Origin of the sequence: Klebsiella michiganensis (genome assembly GCA_000963575.1) — a bacterium.
GTDB classification, from domain to species: domain Bacteria; phylum Pseudomonadota; class Gammaproteobacteria; order Enterobacterales; family Enterobacteriaceae; genus Cedecea; species Cedecea michiganensis_A.
Genome location: CP011077.1, coordinates 2,891,137 through 2,909,184, shown reverse-complemented (window position 1 = coordinate 2,909,184; position 18,048 = coordinate 2,891,137). Strand labels below are relative to the sequence as shown.

The following is an 18,048-nucleotide window of genomic DNA, read 5'->3' as shown; positions in this document are numbered from 1 at the left end:
TTGACTTAAGTCCATGAATAACAGCAGATTACTCTTTATGGCTTTCTTAAAGTGTGATCGCCCAGGCATTCCTGGCCGCCGGTATCGGATAAAAAGCAATGGCAACTCATGGAGTTGTGATCTTTCAGTGTCACTATTCGTCTACCGGCTTCGGTTAAATTCTCAATTAGATTAAAAAGTAAGCAAATGAAAAGCGATTCTGATGCTTTTCACTCCGAAGGATGATGTATTTATGTGATCTGCGTCACATAAATTCCAAAATCGCAGGTGGCTGCATTGTATGTGCCAGGGGCTGCGAGTAGAGTTTGCCCGAATTAGGAAAAATCTTAGTTTTTTGTAATAAAATGATGAACGACAACATACGTTCGGGCTCTGTCAGGGAAAAGGCTTCTTCTGTGGGATGTGAAGGAGGCTGAGTCGGAGCTAAAGATCTATCCGTGCATTTTGGCCGTAACGATTGTTTTAATTTAACCGGGGCGACCCGGCGACATCGCGGGGTGCGGTAAAAACCCCCTAATAGTTCAGAAAACAGTAGTAGCGCGGTAAATGCGCTTCGGTTTCTTACAATTGTAAGTTTCTGGAGAATTTACACACGCTGAAACGTTACTGTCATCCGAGATATTTAGGCTGGGCCGCATACAATAATAGTTGGTTATTCGGGATGGAAAAAATGCATACTTCCGAGTTGCTAAAACATATTTACGACATCAATTTGTCGTACTTATTGCTTGCACAGCGTCTTATTAGTCAGGACAAAGCTTCGGCTATGTTTCGATTAGGTATCGCTGAGGATATGGCAAATACGCTAGGGGAACTTACGTTGCCCCAAATGGTGAAACTGGCAGAAACTAACCAATTAGTTTGTCAGTTCCGTTTTAGCGAAAGTCAGGCAATTACTCGTTTAACACAAGACTCCCGTGTGGATGATTTACAACAAATCCATACCGGTATTTTGTTATCTACCCGTTTATTGAATGAGGTGTCGACGCCTGCCGAGGCACCTAAGAAAAAAAGGGCATAACAAATGAGCGAGAAAAGTATTGTCCAGGAAGCTCGCGATATTCAGCTTGCTATGGAGCTGATAACACTGGGTGCCCGACTGCAAATGCTGGAAAGCGAAACGCAGTTGAGCCGTGGTCGCCTGATCAAACTCTACAAAGAACTCCGTGGAAGTCCTCCTCCAAAAGGGATGCTGCCTTTCTCTACTGATTGGTTTATGACCTGGGAGCAAAACATTCATGCTTCCATGTTCTGTAATGCCTGGCAGTTTTTACTTCGTAGTGGGCTATGCACTGGCGTTGATGCGGTGATTAAAGCCTATCGACTCTATCTTGAACAATGTCCTTCCCAGTCTGACGGTCCGCTTCTGGCACTGACTCGCGCCTGGACGCTGGTTCGTTTCGTTGAGAGCGGTATGCTCCAGTTGAGCCAGTGTAACTGCTGTGGGGGCAATTTTATCACCCACGCACACCAGCCGGTCGGCAGCTTTGCCTGCAGTCTGTGCCAGCCGCCATCAAGGGCGGTAAAAAGACGTAAACTTTCCCAGAATGCTGCCGATATTATTCCACAACTGCTGGATGACCAGGTGGAACAGGCTGTTTAACAGATTCTGTGTTTGCGTATTCCAGCAGCGGTGAGAGATTACCGCTGCTTTTTTTATGGCCAAACACGACGCTGCATCTGCCTCCTGGGCATCCTCGCTACACTCAACGGCGTAAGGATGATCTCGTGCTGATTTTAATAGGTTACCTGGTTGTTTTAGGGACAGTGTTCGGCGGTTACATGTTGACCGGCGGCCACCTTGGCGCACTTTATCAACCTGCTGAATTTGTGATCATTGGTGGGGCGGGTATTGGGGCGTTTATTGTAGGGAATAACGGCAAGGCGATTAAGGGGACTTTAAAAGCGCTGCCGCTGCTCTTCAGACGTTCAAAATATACCAAAAGCATGTATATGGATTTGATGGCATTGCTTTATCGTCTGATGGCTAAGTCGCGTCAGCAGGGTATGTTTTCACTCGAAAGAGACATTGAAAACCCTAAAGAAAGCGAAATCTTCGCCAGCTACCCGCGTATTTTAGCGGACACCATGATGCTTGATTTTATTGTCGATTATTTGCGTTTAATCATCAGCGGAAATATGAATACATTCGAAATTGAAGCGCTGATGGATGAAGAAATCGAGACCCATGAAAGCGAAGCGGAAATACCTGCCAACAGCCTTGCGTTAATGGGAGATTCATTACCTGCCTTCGGTATCGTTGCTGCGGTAATGGGGGTTGTGCACGCTCTTGCATCTGCCGATCGTCCCGCTGCGGAATTAGGCGCATTAATTGCGCACGCAATGGTGGGAACTTTCCTCGGTATTTTACTGGCTTACGGTTTTATTTCCCCATTAGCGAGCGTGCTGCGCCAAAAAAGCGCTGAAACCACCAAAATGATGCAGTGCGTGAAGGTCACTTTACTGTCCAGTCTCAACGGTTATGCGCCGCCAATTGCGGTGGAATTTGGCCGTAAAACGCTGTACTCCAGCGAGCGTCCATCGTTCATTGAGCTGGAAGAGCATGTCAGAGCGGTACGTTCCCCGAACGCGCAGCGCGCGACGGAAGAAGAAGTATGAAAAATCAGGCCCATCCCATCGTTGTCGTAAAGCGCCGCAAGCACAAGGCACACGGCGGGGCGGCACACGGCTCCTGGAAAATTGCCTACGCGGACTTTATGACCGCGATGATGGCTTTCTTCCTCGTTATGTGGCTGATTTCCATCTCCAGCCCGAAAGAGCTGGCGCAAATTGCTGACTATTTCCGCACCCCGCTGGCGCAGGCCATTACCGGCGGCCAGCGCATTGCCGACAGCGAAAGTCCCATTCCTGGTGGGGGCGACGACGTCACCCAGCAGCAGGGAGAAGTGAAAAAACAGCCCAACATCGAAGAGCTGCGCAAGCGTATGGAGGCCAACCGCCTGAAACGCATCAAGGGGGATCTGGACCAGCTTATTGAATCCGACCCTAAACTGCGCGCGCTGCGCCCGCACCTGCAAATCGATCTGGTTCAGGAAGGGCTGCGTATTCAGATTATCGACAGCCAAAACCGCCCGATGTTTAAAAACGGCAGCGCGGAAGTGGAACCTTACATGCGTGACATCCTGCGCAAAATCGCGCCGGTGCTGAACGGTATCCCTAACAAGATAAGCTTGTCCGGTCATACCGATGACCTGCCTTATGCCAACGGCGAGCGCGGCTACAGCAACTGGGAGCTTTCCGCCGACCGCGCGAACGCGTCCCGCCGTGAGCTGGTAGCCGGTGGTCTCGACGATGGCAAAGTGCTGCGCGTGATCGGGATGTCCTCCACGATGAGTCTCTCCAAACGCGGAGGCGGTGACGCCATTAACCGTCGCATCAGTTTGCTGGTGCTTAATAAACAGACCGAAGACGCCATCATGCACGAGAACTCCGAGAGCGATAACCAACCTCTTGGCGTTCTGCAGCAGGATCCTACGGCGGCTCCGGCGAATAACACAGTTGCGCCACAACCAGCTACGAGGTGATAGCGTGAGCATGGATATTAGCGATTTTTACCAGACATTTTTTGACGAAGCCGACGAACTGTTGGCTGATATGGAGCAGCATCTCCTGGATTTGGTGCCCGAGGCGCCGGATTCTGAACAGTTGAACGCTATTTTCCGTGCGGCTCACTCCATCAAGGGTGGCGCCGGCACGTTTGGCTTCTCCATCCTGCAGGAAACGACCCACCTGATGGAGAACCTGCTCGACGAAGCGCGGCGCGGTGAGATGCAGCTCAACACCGATATCATCAACCTGTTTTTGGAAACCAAGGATATTATGCAGGAACAGTTGGACGCCTATAAAAACTCTGAAGAGCCGGATGCCGCAAGCTTCGATTATATCTGCAAAGCGCTGCGTCAACTGGCCCTGGAAGCCAAAGGCGAGGCTCCGTCGGCGCCGGCCAAACTCTCCGTGGTAGAAACGGAGCAGCCTGCGTCCGCACCAGCCGACAACGGCGGCAAACTGCGGGTGGTGATTGATGGGTTGAAAGAGGCTGAACGTGACCTGATGCTCGAAGAGCTGGGGAACCTGGGCACCCTGAGCGATGTGGTTAAAGACGCCGCTTCCGTGACGGCCACGCTGGAAACCAGCGTCAGCGAAGATGATATTACCGCCGTACTTTGCTTCGTAATTGAGCCCGAGCAAATCAGCTTTGTGCCCGTTGCCGCAACAAGTGCGCCAGCGGTGGCAGAAACCACTTCGGTGGCGGTGCCTGAAGCTGCTGCGCAAACGGCAGTCGCGGTGCAAAAAGCCGGCCTGCCGGAGCCGTTAACGCCAGCCACAGGGCGCGTTGAGCGCGATAAGCCTGCCGCTCGCGCATCCGAATCTACCAGTATCCGCGTGGCGGTAGAGAAGGTTGACCAACTCATTAACCTGGTCGGTGAACTGGTTATTACCCAGTCAATGCTGGCCCAGCGCTCTAACGAACTCGACCCGGTCAACCACGGCGATTTGATCACCAGCATGGGGCAGTTGCAGCGTAATGCGCGCGACCTCCAGGAGTCGGTGATGTCTATCCGTATGATGCCGATGGAATACGTCTTCAGCCGCTTCCCGCGTCTGGTCCGTGACCTGGCCGGGAAACTGAACAAGCAGGTGGAACTGACGCTGATGGGCAGCTCCACGGAGCTGGATAAGAGCCTGATCGAGCGTATTATTGACCCGTTAACGCACCTGGTGCGTAACAGCCTGGATCATGGCATCGAGTCGCCGGAAAAACGCCGCGCGGCAGGGAAGTCCGAAGTTGGCAACCTGATTCTGTCTGCGGAACACCAGGGCGGCAATATCTGTATCGAAGTGACCGATGACGGCGCAGGGCTTAACCGCGAACGTATTCTGGCGAAGGCTATTTCCCAGGGAATGCCGGTCAGCGAAAGCATGACCGATGACGAAGTGGGAATGCTGATCTTCGCACCGGGCTTCTCTACTGCCGAGCAGGTGACCGATGTTTCTGGCCGCGGCGTGGGCATGGACGTGGTGAAACGTAACATCCAGGAGATGGGCGGCCACGTCGAAATTCAATCGAAAGCCGGGGCAGGGACGACCATTCGTATCCTGCTGCCGCTGACCCTCGCCATTCTGGACGGCATGTCGGTCAAGGTGAGTGACGAAGTATTTATTCTTCCGCTGAACGCGGTGATGGAATCTCTGCAGCCGCAGGAAGAAGATTTGCACCCGCTGGCGGGCGGCGAGCGTGTACTGGAAGTACGCGGGGAGTATCTGCCGCTGGTTGAGCTGTGGAAAGTCTTTGACGTTCAAGGCGCAAAAACCGAAGCCACGCAGGGCATCGTTGTGATCCTGCAAAGCGCCGGGCGTCGCTATGCGCTGCTGGTCGATCAGTTGATTGGCCAGCACCAGGTTGTAGTGAAAAACCTTGAAAGCAACTACCGCAAGGTGCCGGGCATTTCTGCGGCCACCATTTTGGGGGACGGCAGCGTGGCGCTGATCGTCGATGTTTCTGCGCTGCAGGGGCTAAACCGTGAACAACGTCTGGCGCTAACCGTCGCCTGATTAACCGCTTAAAAGAATAGGTACGCAAATGACTGCACTAACAAATGTGACAAAACTGACCGGAGAAAACGTAGGCCAGGAGTTTCTGGTGTTCACTCTCGGCGCTGAAGAGTACGGCATTGATATCCTGAAGGTGCAGGAGATCCGCGGTTACGATCAGGTGACGCGCATCGCGAACACGCCAGCTTTTATCAAGGGCGTAACCAACCTGCGCGGCGTGATTGTGCCGATCATCGACCTGCGCCTGAAGTTCGAGCAGGACGGCGTGGAATATAACGACAACACCGTGGTTATCGTGCTGAACCTGGAAAAACGCGTGGTCGGGATTGTGGTTGATGGCGTGTCCGATGTGCTGTCGCTGACGGCCGATCAGATTCGTCCTGCGCCTGAGTTTGCCGTTACGCTGTCGACTGAATACCTGACAGGCCTGGGGGCGTTGGGCGAACGTATGCTGATTCTGGTGAACATCGAGAAGCTGCTGAACAGCGAAGAGATGGAACTGCTGGATTCTGCGGTTGCCTGACCAGACTTGATAGAAAGAAGAAAGGCTACCCGAGGGTAGCCTTTTTTTATGCCTGAACTTCTTCCCCCGGCACGGAGCCGGTTTCTTCCAGCATCCCTTCGTTCTTGGACAGCATCGCGGTAGCCACGCCGTTGCCCAGCACGTTGATGGCCGAGCGGCCCATATCCAGGAAGTGGTCAATGCCCATCAGCAGCAGGATACCCGCTACCGGAATATTGAAACTTGGAATCGTCGCTGCCAGCACAACCAGCGCGGAGCGCGGCACGCCGGCAATGCCTTTGGACGCCAGCATCAGCGTCAGCATCAGAACGGCAATCTCAGAGAAGGAGAGGTGCACGTTGTAAGCCTGGGCAATAAACATGGAAGCGAAGGAGCAGTAGACCATCGAGCCGACCAGGTTAAAGGAGTAACCGATGGGCAGCACAAACGAGGCGATGTTGCGGGAGCATCCGAAGCGGGTCAGCTGATCCAGCGTTTTCGGGTAGGCCGCTTCGGAGCTGCTGGTAGTAAAGGCGACCAGAACAGGATCTTTCAGCATCGCCAGCAGGCGGAACACATCCCGCTTCAGCACCATGTAGCCGACGCTAATCAGTACCACGCAGGTCAGCACGATAGCCACATAGTAGCCGCCGATGAACGACGCGTAGTTCAGCAGAATGCCCAGGCCCTGGGTTGCAATCACCGAAGAGATGGCGGCGAAAATGGCCAACGGCGCCACATACATCACATAGCCGGTCACTTTTAGCATGATGTGGGACACAACGTCCAGGGCGCTGACCAGCGGGGCGTTAAATTTCTCGCCCAAAGAGGCACCGGCAATACCAAAGAACATCGAGAACACCACAATCTGCAGGATCTCGTTGTCCGACATCGCCCCGGCAATGCTGGTTGGGATCGTATGGGATATAAAGGCTTTCAGCGTCATCCCGCTAACGGCAAGGCCGGTCTGTACGGTTTCGGCCGGAACTTCCAGGTTCATGCCCGCGCCCGGATGCTCCAGGGTGACAATAAACAGGCCGACCAGAATCGACAGCACGGAAGAAGAGACAAACCAGACCATTGCTTTACCGCCTACGCGGCCAATGGTAGAGGTTTCGCCCAGCTTCATGATGCCGACCGTCAGGGTGCTAAAGACCAAAGGTGCAATCACCATTTTGATCAGACGCAGGAAGATATCGGTAAACAGCGTGATGTTATCGGCGTAGCCTTTGATGACGTCGGCGGCGGCGTATTCGTGGATGGCCGCACCGGTGAAGATCCCCGCTATCATGAACAGAATGATGAATAGCGTGAGTTTGTTTGAACTTGCCACTGACTTAGTAACCCCGTAGTTGACTGTAGTTAATGTGTGTTTTTTTGTAACTTACTGACCCCTATATAATTATTGTTTCCGGGCCGTAAATGTGCGGAGCATAAATTGAATCAAACTGCGCCGATATACAACTCTTTTTTATAAATTCTGTTAATTGTTAATTAAGCAGCACTTAATCATTATTTGTGATTGTTGTCACAAAACAGTGGATATATTCTTTTCACGTTGCAGAATGTTGAGGGGTGTTGCGGTTAACGGTTTGTTTTTATTGGTAATAGTGTGTCAATCCACCGCTGAGGTGAATTTTTTGACGTGGTCTGGTTATTTCCCATTCTCTAAACTAAATTTCAACTAAGTGATGACGTAACGTACTGATTTTTTTCTTACCAGGCGGTCTATGAAAGTTGCGAACAGAAACCGTTTTGCCTGCTTGTAAATTGAACGATTAGGCTTAATGTGTGGGCGGAATTATGTTTCCTGCAGCATGAGCGGTATTTAAGAGGCTGGTCTTTGGCTTCATGACGAATTATATAAACGACAAGTTATGGTGTCCGCCGTCTTTATTAAAGCGGAATATAGACTAACGTTAAATCATCCCGTGCCGCTTCGCTGTATATTCACGAAGCATGATTGAATCATTTGAATGAGGGTAAGGATATGAATTCAGCCACTGCAGCACGCTTAATTCTCTCTTGTACTGCGTTTGCGGTTATTCCATCGGCTAATGCGGCGGTGGCAAACGGTACATTTCAGGTCCTCATCACGATTACAAAATCCTGTGCAGTGACGGCTGGCACGGGCTCGAATATTAACCTTGGGTCGGTGGCAGCTAGCGCAGTAAACACCTCGCAAAGTAATACGTTCACCGTTAACTGCTCAAAGGCAACGCCTTATTTTATCGGACTTGCACCTTCTGCGGCCAACGGCGGAACCACCACCGGTTCGGGGGCGATGTCGTCCGTGCTTAACGCTGCAACCAACACCGACAAAGTTCCTTATCAGTTGAACCAAACCTCGGCTACCGGGCCGGTTTGGGGTAACACCGCCACCACAACGACAGTGGGTAACGGCGTGGCGGGCTTAGGCACAGGACTGGCTATAACGTATACGGTTTATGCCACTGCGGCGAGCGCCAACTACACGCCAGACAGCTATGCGGATACAGTGACCGTCAACGTTAACTACTGATTTCAGGACAACGGATGAAAATGAAATTAGGCGGACGCCCTGCCTGCGCGTGCCTGTTGCTGGCGCTGGCCGTGGGACAAAACGCGTTAGCCGGTGGCCTGCAGATATCGCCGGTTAACCTGACGTTGAGCGCCACACAAAATGCGGACGGTATATGGTTAAGTAATGAAGGGACTGCGCCGCTCAACGCACAGGTACGGGTTTTCAACTGGCAGCAAAGCGGCAATGCCGACAGGCTGTCAACCTCTCAGGGGCTGGTCATTAGCCCACCTATCGTGACGCTGCCCGCCGGGGAGCGCCAGCTTGTCCGCGTGATCCGCACGACGCCTGCCACCAATCAGGTAGAGCAGGCCTATCGTTTGTTTATTGATGAACTGCCGCCTGCTAAAGTGCAGAAAAATACCCTTCAATTTGTCATGCGCTATTCTGTGCCGGTGTTTTTGCAGCCTGTGGGGCAGGCTGAAAACACCGCGAAACTTAAATGGGCATTAGTGCAAACCGATGGCAAAACATTTATCGATGTGAGTAATCATGGAAACAGCCACGCCCAGCTTTCTGCCATGACATTTATTCAGGCTAATGGTGCACGAAAAACGATTACTCCAGGCCTGTTAGGCTATGTTCTTCCCGGTTCAACTATGCGGTGGATAATATCTTCGTCTGCCAGTGATGCTTATCACAGTGGAAAGGTTGAAGTCACTATCAATGGTCAAAAAACAGAACAAAATCTATGACTGGCCATATTCTTTGGTAAATATTGTATTGCTTAATGGTTTATTTTTCTCAGGCATGACAGCAGCACAAAATACTAATAATGACTTACCTCAGAATGCGGCCAGTAATGATACAGCTCAGCCTGTAGGCGTGGATTTATATCTGGACACGACGGTGAACGGGAATGCCGTGGGTCTGGTTCATCTTGGCTACGCGCAGGGAAAACTCTACGGCGACGCAATGGCCCTGCGTCAGTTGGGATTTCACCTGCCGGAAAAAGCGCAGCCGCCGTTTTACCTGAATGACATTGCCCAGGTCACGGTTGACTATAACGTTCAGCAACAAACCCTGGCGCTAACCGCACCGCTGAGCCTGTTAGATCTGAAGACCACCCAGCTCAACCAGTCTGAAATGGCCTCGCCGAAGGCTGCCAACGCCTTTGGGGCATTGCTCAATTACGACCTCTACGGGGACAGCGGGAAGAATAGCAACTTCAACACATTCAGTGAGTTCCGGGCATTTAATTCGGCAGGCGTGCTGAGTTCGACCCAGCTTACCCGTTACAGCACGGAGCAGAATAACAACCAGTCCTTTAGCCGTCTGGACACCAGCTGGCGCTCATCCTTTCCAGATAAAATGCTGGCGGTGACCCTCGGCGACACGCTTACCAGCTCGCTTTCATGGTCTCGTCAGACCCGCATTGCCGGGGTGAAAATCGGCACGGATTTTGGGCTCAACCCTTACATGCCAACGACGCCGCTTCCGGCGTTTCTGGGCTCAGCAACGCTGCCTTCCAGCGTTGAGCTGTATGTCAACGGGGTTAAATACTACAACGGCGAGGTTCCGGCGGGCAGTTTCCAGTTAAATACGCTGCCAAATATCACCGGCGCAGGGAATGCTCAGGTGATGATGACCGATGCCCTGGGCAGAACCAGCGTGCAGAACTTCTCTTTTTACAACGATCAGCTTTTGCTCAGGGAAGGACTGACGGACTGGTCTCTTGAGCTGGGCGTGGTCCGAAAAAACTACGGCTATTCCTCCTTCGACTATGCCAGCGAACCCGCGCTCAGCGGCACCTGGCGGCGGGGCTTCAGTAACAGCCTGACCGCCGGCGGCCATATGGAAGCCAGCGACAGCCTGGTCAACGGCGGAGTCAGCAGCGACTGGATCCCCTGGAGTCAGTCCGGGACGATTTCAACCGCGCTGGCGGCAAGCTCTGATGCCGGGGAGAACGGCTATTTATATGGCCTGGGCTACCGCTGGTCCGGCGGGCGCTTCAACTTTAGCTCCAGCGTCACGGCTACGTCCGGGGATTATCACGATGTGGCGACTCGGTATGGCGCCCCGCCGCCTGCCTTAAGCGGCAGCGCGGTGGTGGGGTATAACTTCGGCGTGGGGGGGAATCTCAGCCTGAGTTACCTGCAGTTTCGCTACCCTGACCAAAGCGCTATCCGCTACGCCAACGCCAGCTGGTTTAAATCCATCACCGAAAACGTCTCCTTAAGCGCCAGCTTTAACCAAAATATTGATAACACCCGCGACCGCAGCGTTTATCTGATGCTGACCGTCAGTACCAGCAATAGCCTGACTGCCGGGGCGACGGTGCAGCGTACCGGCGACAAGATGGGTTACCAGCTCAATGCCAGCCAGAGCCCGCCGTCCGAAGGCGGGGTCGGCTGGAACGTGGCCGCCAGCCAGCAGAGTTCACAGCAAACCGGGCAGGGCGAAGTGGGTTACCTGGGACGCTATGGCCGCGTATATACCGGCTTCCGCAGCATTCCAGACAACAATTACGGTTATGCAGGGGCGACGGGTTCTCTGGTGATGATGGGCGGCGGCGTGTTTGCCGCCCGGGAGATCAACAACGGTTTTGCCGTGGTTTCTACGGACGGGATCCCGGATGTACCGGTCAAGCTGCAGCATAACCTGGTAGGCAATAGTGATAGCAGTGGCCTGCTGCTGGTGACGCCGCTTAACAGCTACCAGAACAACCTGATCAGTATCGATCCTATGAACCTGCCGGCCAATATGCGGATCCGCAGCGTCAGCCTGAACGCTACCCCGGCCGACCGCTCCGGTACGCTGGTGAATTTTGATATCAAGCCGGTGCGCGCCGCTCAGGTGAACCTGGTTGATACCAAAGGCAAGGCCATCGCCGAAGGCAGCCCGGTCAGGCTAATGTCAGGCATCGGGCAGAATAGCGTTGTCGGGTTTGATGGTTTGACCTATTTCGATGCCCTTGAACTGCACAATCAGCTCAGGGTGACAACAGAGAACGGTATTTGCGTGGCTGAGTTTGACTACCCAGAAAATCAGAAAAGCGTACCCACGATTGGCCCGATCGTGTGTCGATAGCGTATCCGGGGCAGGTTAATACAGGAGTTACCCGCATGAGATTAAAACAATTGCTGCTGCTGGCGGTACTCCTGCTTTCCCCCGGGATTAGCCATGCGGTCGTTTGCTCGGTGAGCAACGTTCAAACCGTTAACTTTGGCACCATCAACCCGCTGGCGACAGGCACGCCCAATACGTCGATGACCTTCGATTACAGCTGCTCCAAACAACTGGGCGATCTGCTGGCCGGGGTAACGCTCTGCTTTAATATTGACGGAACCGGGGTAGGGAACCACAAAATGTCTTTTGCCGGGCCGCCAGCCAGTACGCTGCCCTATGAGCTTTATCAGGGCACATTAAGCGGGGGGGCGTGGGGGAGCCAGTTCCAGTCGGGAACGACCTATCCGGTGGTGCAGCTCAATTTGCTTAATTTGACGCCCGTCACCGGCAGCCTGACGGTCTACGCTCAAATGTCGCTGCCGCAAACGTCCGCGGCGCCTGGGGGCTATCAGGATATTTACACCAGCGGCATGACCACCGTCACAATGAATACCGGCCTGCTGGCCCCGCCCGCTAACTGCGGTACGGGTGTGGCAACTAACTTTCCCTTCAACGTGGTGGCAACCGTGAGCAAGCAGTGCAACGTCAGCTACGCCAATAACGTGAGCTTTGGGCAGGTGGCGGCCATGCAAACCAATCTGGCGTCGAATAACACCATCGGTATTGCCTGCACCAACGGCACGCTCTACACCGTCGGCCTGACGCCATCGAATAGCAATACGGGCGGCACCGGGGCGTTAAAAGGGACTGGCGCTAACACCGACCAGGTGCCCTATCAGCTAAGGCAGGCCACCGGGACATCCGGGGCCGTGTGGGGCAACACGGCGCAGAACATGCCGTCCAGTACCGGCACCGGGGCTACGCAGCAGTTCCCGGTCTATGTCACTATTCCGAGCACTAACTACACGCCGGATGACTATGCCGATACGGTGACCATTACCGTAACCTATTGATCGTTCCCCTTCCTGACAGATGGCCGGCTGCCATGGCGCAACCGGTTAATTTCCCTGTGACTTAACGTAAAGTTCCCGCCGGCCGTGCCGATAACCTCGGGAACAAGTCGTTAAAAGGGCGTCCTATGTTAAAGCGTATTCGCGTTGTCACCATGCTGATGATGGTGCTGGTGGTGTTCGCGCTGCTGCAAATCATTTCCGGTGGAATGTTCTTTAATTCGTTAAAAAACAACAATGATAACTTCAAAGTCTCCCGTGAATTGCGGGTGCAGCAGGCCGAATTAAATCAGGCCTGGATCCTGATGTTACACACGCGCATTAACCTTAGCCGCTCTGCCGCGCGCATGATGATGGATCCGGCCAACAGCCAGAGCGCAGCCAAAACCGATCTGCTGAACAATGCGAAGAAATCTCTTGCCAGCGCCGAGCAGCACTACAACAACTTTAAACAGGTTGCGCCCATTTCCGCTGAAATGAACACCGTGGTGAAAGACATCGACGGTGATTACCAGACCTACCATCAGGCGCTGGCGGAACTGATTGGATACCTGGAAAGCGGCAACATGGATGCCTATTTCGGCCAGTCAACCCAGGGCATGCAGAATGCGCTCGAAAAAGCCTACGATGGCTATCTGGCGCTGAACGATCGCATGTATGAAGCCTCTTACGTCGACAGCCGCGACGGTTACACCTTTGCCATCTGGCAGCTTGGCATTTTAGCCCTGGCGCTGGCCGCAGTCATTCTACTGGTCTGGGTCGGTATGCGTCAGATTCTGCTTAAGCCGCTGAACGTTGTGATTGGCCACATTCGCGAGATTGCCGCCGGTAACCTGACGGAAAAAATTAACGTGGAAGGGAAAAACGAGCTGACCCAGCTTGCCTCCAGCGTACAGCACATGCAGCAGGAGTTGATCACCACGGTCAGCAGCGTGCGCGAAGGGTCGGATGCCATCTACAGCGGCACCACCGAAATTGCCGCCGGTAACAACGATCTTTCATCCCGTACCGAGCAGCAGGCGGCCTCCCTGGAAGAAACCGCCGCCAGCATGGAGCAGCTCACCGCCACCGTGAAGCAGAACGCCGAAAACGCACGTCAGGCTTCACAGCTGGCGCTGAATGCGTCTGAAACCGCGCAGCGCGGCGGTAAGGTTGTGGATGGCGTAGTGAAAACCATGCATGACATCGCCGGCTCCTCGAAGAAAATTGCCGACATCATCAGCGTGATTGACGGCATAGCTTTCCAGACCAACATTCTGGCGCTCAACGCGGCGGTAGAGGCCGCTCGTGCCGGTGAACAGGGGCGCGGTTTCGCGGTCGTCGCCGGGGAAGTACGTAACTTAGCCAGCCGCAGCGCCCAGGCGGCGAAAGAAATTAAGCTGCTGATTGAAGATTCCGTTTCGCGCGTGGATACGGGTTCCGTACTGGTTGAAAGCGCAGGAGAAACCATGAGCGATATCGTGAACGCCGTTACGCGGGTCACGGACATCATGGGAGAAATTGCCTCCGCCTCCGACGAGCAAAGCCGGGGAATAGACCAGGTCGCCCTGGCCGTGTCGGAGATGGACAGAGTGACGCAGCAGAACGCCTCGCTGGTGGAAGAGTCTGCTGCCGCGGCCGCTGCGCTGGAGGAGCAGGCCAGTCGCCTGACTCAATCGGTAGCGACGTTCCGTTTGCAAGGGAATGCGGGTAGTAAAAAACCTGCAGCGGCCGCGCCGGTAGCGCAAAGCCCTGTGGTTCATGCCCCGCGTACTCCGGCCAGGGCCGGGGGTGACGATAACTGGGAAACTTTCTGAACAGATGAATACCGGCCTGCAGGCCGGTAGAGGGAAGCTTTGATGTTAAACCGTATCCGGATCTCGACCACGCTTTTCCTGATTTTGATTGTCTGCGGCGTATTGCAGATTGGCAGTAATGGTTTGTCTTTCTGGGCTTTTCGTGACGATTTCCAGAACCTAAAAAGGGTCGAGGTTAGCAACCAGCAGCGCGATGCGTTAACGCAAAGCCGGGCCGCATTACTGCAGGCCAGCAACGCCTTAAACCGGGCTGGCACGCTGACGGCGCTCAGCTATCCGCCGGACGATATCAAGCGTCTGATGGCGGATGCCCGCAGCAGCCTGAAGCAGGCGGATATGCTGTTTAATCAGTTCCTCGAGATCCCGCAGAAAGAGGGCGAGGCCGAGAAAATGCTGGCGTCGACGAAAGAGAGCTATGCGGCGTTTCGGGACGATCTCCAGCACCAGGCTACGTGGCTTGAGAACAACCAGCTGTCTGACTTTATGAGCGCGCCGGTACAAAAATCGCAGGGCGTTTTTGATGCGAACTTCAATGCCTGGCAGCAGAGCATCAATCAGATTGTGCTGGAGGCCAGCGGCGACAGTCAGAAAAATTACCATATCTCTGCGGTGATTTTCACCGTGGTGACAATTATCGCCGTCGTGCTGTTACTCGGTTCCCTGGCCTGGTCGCGCAAGATGATTGTTCAGCCGCTGGCCATTGTGCGTAGCCACTTTGACAGCATCGCCGCCGGCGACCTGGCGAAGCCCATTTCGGTCTTCGGGCGCAATGAGATCTCGGAGATATTCGCCAGCCTGAAAAACATGCAAACGGCGTTAAAGGAGACGGTCAGTCAGGTACGCAGCGGTACCCGCTCAATGCACGCCGGTATCGGTGAGATTGCCGCAGGCAATAGCGACCTGTCTGCGCGCACCGAACAGCAGGCGGCTTCACTGGCCGAAACGGCGGCAAGCATGGAGCAACTCACGGCCACGGTAGGGCAGAACGCCGATAACGCCCGCCAGGCGGCACAGCTTTCCCGCAGCGCGGCTGACACCGCGAAGCAGGGCGGTCAGCAGGCCGCGAACGTGGCAAATACCATGCGCGACATCGCGGGCAGTTCGCAGAAAATTAGCGATATTACCAGCGTGATCGACGGTATTGCGTTCCAGACTAATATCCTCGCCCTGAATGCAGCGGTAGAAGCGGCGCGAGCCGGGGAGCAGGGCCGCGGCTTTGCGGTGGTTGCAGGGGAAGTTCGCAACCTGGCCAGCCGCAGCGCGCAGGCGGCCAAAGAGATCAAAGTCTTAATTGAAGAGTCCGTTGACCGTGTGCAACAGGGGTCAAAGCTTGTAGATACGGCGGCGACAACGATGGCTGAAATTGTCCGTTCGGTCACGCAGGTTAACGACATTATGGGCGAAATTGCCTCGGCGTCAGATGAACAGCGCCGTGGGATTGAGCAGGTCGCCCAGGCGGTCAGCCAGATGGATCAGGTCACGCAGCAAAACGCCGCGCTGGTTGAAGAAGCCGCCAGCGCCACCGACGCGCTGGCGGGCCAGGCCGAATATCTTTCCGGCGTGGTGGCGGTATTTAACCTGAGCGGCACCGATGCTGATCCTGTCGCCAGCGAGTTCGTCGCCACAGGGGAATGGGTAACATCTTGAATGGAATGAAGAAGGCGCTATGACATCATCGACGCCCACCGGGCAACAGTCATTAATGCTACAGATGACACAGCGTCTGCCGCTGTCCGACGCGCATTTTCGCCGGATATGCCAGTTGATCTATCAGCGCGCGGGTATTGTGCTGGCCGACCATAAACGGGACATGGTGTATAACCGCCTGGTTCGTCGCCTGCGTCTGCTGGGTCTGGATGATTTTGGCCGCTATTTAGGCATGCTGGAGGCTAATTCCAGCAGCGCCGAATGGCAGGCTTTTATCAACTCGCTGACCACTAACCTGACCGCTTTTTTTCGCGAAGGACATCATTTCCCAATCCTTGCGGAACACGCCCGTAAGCGCGCCGGAGATTATAAAGTCTGGAGCGCAGCGGCTTCGACCGGAGAGGAGCCGTATTCCATCGCCATTACTCTGGCGGATGTGCTGGGGGGCGGGGCTGGTCGCTGGAAGGTTTTTGCCAGCGATATCGACACGCAGGTGCTGGAGAAAGCCCAGAGCGGCGTTTATCGCCAGGAGGAGCTGAAAACGCTTTCGCCGGTACAGATGCAGCGCTATTTCATGCGAGGCACAGGGCCGCATGAGGGGCTTGTCCGGGTGCGGAGCGAACTGTCGAATCATATTGATTTTGCGCCGATTAACCTGCTGGACAAGCAGGCGCCGGTGCCAGGGCCATTTGACGCCATTTTTTGCCGCAATGTGATGATTTATTTTGATAAACCCACACAGCAGGCGATTTTGCAGCGCTTTGTTCCGCTGCTGAAACCCGGTGGTTTGCTGTTTGCCGGGCATTCGGAGAACTTCAGTAACCTCAGCCGTGACTTCTGGCTGCGTGGCCAGACGGTCTATGGCCTGAGTAAGGAAAGAACATGACGAAAATACGTGTCTTATCGGTCGATGACTCTGCGCTGATGCGGCAGATAATGACGGAAATTATCAACAGTCATAGCGATATGGAAATGGTTGCTACCGCACCGGACCCGCTGGTGGCGCGCGATCTGATTAAAAAGTTCAATCCGGATGTATTAACGCTGGATGTCGAAATGCCCCGTATGGACGGCCTCGACTTCCTGGAGAAGCTGATGCGCCTGCGGCCTATGCCGGTGGTGATGGTTTCTTCGCTGACTGGAAAAGGGTCTGAGGTGACACTGCGGGCGCTGGAATTGGGCGCCATCGACTTTGTGACCAAGCCGCAGCTCGGCATCCGCGAAGGGATGCTGGCCTACAGCGAAATGATTGCTGAAAAAGTGCGTACCGCTGCCAGGGCGAAGATTGCCGCACATGCGCCAACCGCCGTGCCTGCGACCCTGAAGGCCGGGCCGCTGCTGAGTTCGGAAAAATTGATTGCGATTGGGGCGTCAACCGGTGGCACCGAAGCGATTCGACATGTGCTGCAGCCGCTGCCGCTGTCCAGCCCGGCGCTGTTGATTACCCAGCATATGCCGCCGGGCTTCACTCGTTCGTTCGCCGAGCGGCTGAATAAGCTGTGCCAGATCAGCGTGAAAGAGGCCGAAGACGGCGAGCGCGTGCTGCCGGGGCATGCCTATATCGCCCCGGGGGATAAGCACATGGAGCTGGCGCGCAGCGGCGCAAACTATCAAATCAAATTACATGACGGCCCACCCGTGAACCGGCATCGCCCGGCCGTGGATGTGCTGTTCCATTCGGTGGCGAAACACGCGGGGCGTAACGCCGTGGGCGTGATCCTCACCGGGATGGGTAATGACGGTGCCGCCGGGATGCTGGCGATGCACCAGGCAGGGGCGTGGACCATCGCCCAAAACGAAGCAAGTTGTGTGGTGTTCGGCATGCCGCGTGAGGCCATCAATTCTGGTGGCGTCAGCGAAGTGGTCGATTTAAGCCAGGTTAGCCAGCAGATGCTGGCGAAAATTAGAGCCGGACAGGCAATACGTATTTAACTGAAGGAGCCCGGATTT

Annotated in this window: 15 protein-coding genes; 14 read left to right on the top strand and 1 reads right to left on the bottom strand. The window is 54.6% G+C overall.

Annotated elements, in window-relative coordinates; all coding sequences use genetic code 11:
* The first annotated feature begins 670 nt into the window (after positions 1-670).
* The 6 genes from VW41_13490 (at position 671) to VW41_13465 (ending at position 6,097) form a co-directional block, all read left to right on the top strand.
* Complete coding sequence (locus VW41_13490; protein ID AJZ89974.1) at positions 671-1,021, top strand: transcriptional regulator; 351 nt, start codon at positions 671-673, stop codon at positions 1,019-1,021.
* Between the two features lie 3 nt (positions 1,022-1,024).
* Positions 1,025-1,603 (top strand): transcriptional regulator, encoded by a 579-nt coding sequence (locus VW41_13485; GenBank protein AJZ89973.1) that lies wholly within the window; start codon positions 1,025-1,027, stop codon positions 1,601-1,603.
* Positions 1,604-1,728: 125 nt separating this feature from the next.
* Positions 1,729-2,619: a flagellar motor protein MotA gene (locus VW41_13480; GenBank protein ID AJZ89972.1), complete on the top strand. Its 891-nt coding sequence runs from the start codon at positions 1,729-1,731 to the stop codon at positions 2,617-2,619.
* Positions 2,616-3,545: a flagellar motor protein MotB gene (motB, locus tag VW41_13475; GenBank protein ID AJZ89971.1), complete on the top strand. Its 930-nt coding sequence runs from the start codon at positions 2,616-2,618 to the stop codon at positions 3,543-3,545. Before VW41_13480 ends, motB begins: the two co-directional genes overlap by 4 nt.
* Positions 3,546-3,555: 10 nt before the next feature.
* Positions 3,556-5,574 carry a chemotaxis protein CheA gene (locus tag VW41_13470; protein ID AJZ89970.1) on the top strand — a complete coding sequence of 673 codons (2,019 nt, stop codon included), beginning with the start codon at positions 3,556-3,558 and terminating at the stop codon, positions 5,572-5,574.
* A gap of 28 nt (positions 5,575-5,602) precedes the next feature.
* Entirely contained in the window at positions 5,603-6,097 is a 495-nt protein-coding gene (locus VW41_13465; GenBank protein ID AJZ89969.1) for a chemotaxis protein CheW, read from the top strand.
* A gap of 46 nt (positions 6,098-6,143) precedes the next feature.
* Here the strand turns inward: VW41_13465 and VW41_13460 are convergent, their stop codons facing one another.
* Positions 6,144-7,409 carry a C4-dicarboxylate ABC transporter gene (locus VW41_13460; GenBank protein AJZ89968.1) on the bottom strand — a complete coding sequence of 422 codons (1,266 nt, stop codon included), beginning with the start codon at positions 7,407-7,409 and terminating at the stop codon, positions 6,144-6,146.
* Between the two features lie 657 nt (positions 7,410-8,066).
* Between VW41_13460 and VW41_13455 the strand changes: the two genes are divergently transcribed.
* The 8 genes from VW41_13455 to VW41_13420 all read left to right on the top strand — a co-directional run bounded on the left by VW41_13455 (position 8,067) and on the right by VW41_13420 (position 18,030).
* Positions 8,067-8,597 (top strand): Spore coat U domain-containing protein, encoded by a 531-nt coding sequence (locus VW41_13455; GenBank protein ID AJZ89967.1) that lies wholly within the window; start codon positions 8,067-8,069, stop codon positions 8,595-8,597.
* 14 nt (positions 8,598-8,611) lie between these two features.
* Entirely contained in the window at positions 8,612-9,331 is a 720-nt protein-coding gene (locus tag VW41_13450) for a pilus assembly protein PapD (GenBank protein AJZ89966.1), read from the top strand.
* A 55-nt stretch (positions 9,332-9,386) separates the two neighbouring features.
* Positions 9,387-11,666: a fimbrial protein gene (locus VW41_13445; protein AJZ91967.1), complete on the top strand. Its 2,280-nt coding sequence runs from the start codon at positions 9,387-9,389 to the stop codon at positions 11,664-11,666.
* Between the two features lie 35 nt (positions 11,667-11,701).
* Complete coding sequence (locus tag VW41_13440) at positions 11,702-12,658, top strand: Spore coat protein U (GenBank protein AJZ89965.1); 957 nt, start codon at positions 11,702-11,704, stop codon at positions 12,656-12,658.
* Between the two features lie 125 nt (positions 12,659-12,783).
* Positions 12,784-14,451, top strand: coding sequence for a chemotaxis protein (locus VW41_13435; GenBank protein AJZ89964.1), 1,668 nt, complete (start codon positions 12,784-12,786; stop codon positions 14,449-14,451).
* A 42-nt stretch (positions 14,452-14,493) separates the two neighbouring features.
* The gene (locus VW41_13430) at positions 14,494-16,098 is read left to right on the top strand and encodes a methyl-accepting protein IV (protein ID AJZ89963.1); all 1,605 of its coding nucleotides are present in this window, start codon (positions 14,494-14,496) and stop codon (positions 16,096-16,098) included.
* Positions 16,099-16,117: 19 nt separating this feature from the next.
* On the top strand, positions 16,118-16,984 hold the full coding sequence (locus tag VW41_13425) for a chemotaxis protein CheR (protein AJZ89962.1): 867 nt from the start codon (positions 16,118-16,120) through the stop codon (positions 16,982-16,984).
* Complete coding sequence (locus tag VW41_13420; GenBank protein AJZ89961.1) at positions 16,981-18,030, top strand: chemotaxis protein; 1,050 nt, start codon at positions 16,981-16,983, stop codon at positions 18,028-18,030. Before VW41_13425 ends, VW41_13420 begins: the two co-directional genes overlap by 4 nt.
* The last annotated feature ends 18 nt before the right edge of the window (positions 18,031-18,048 follow it).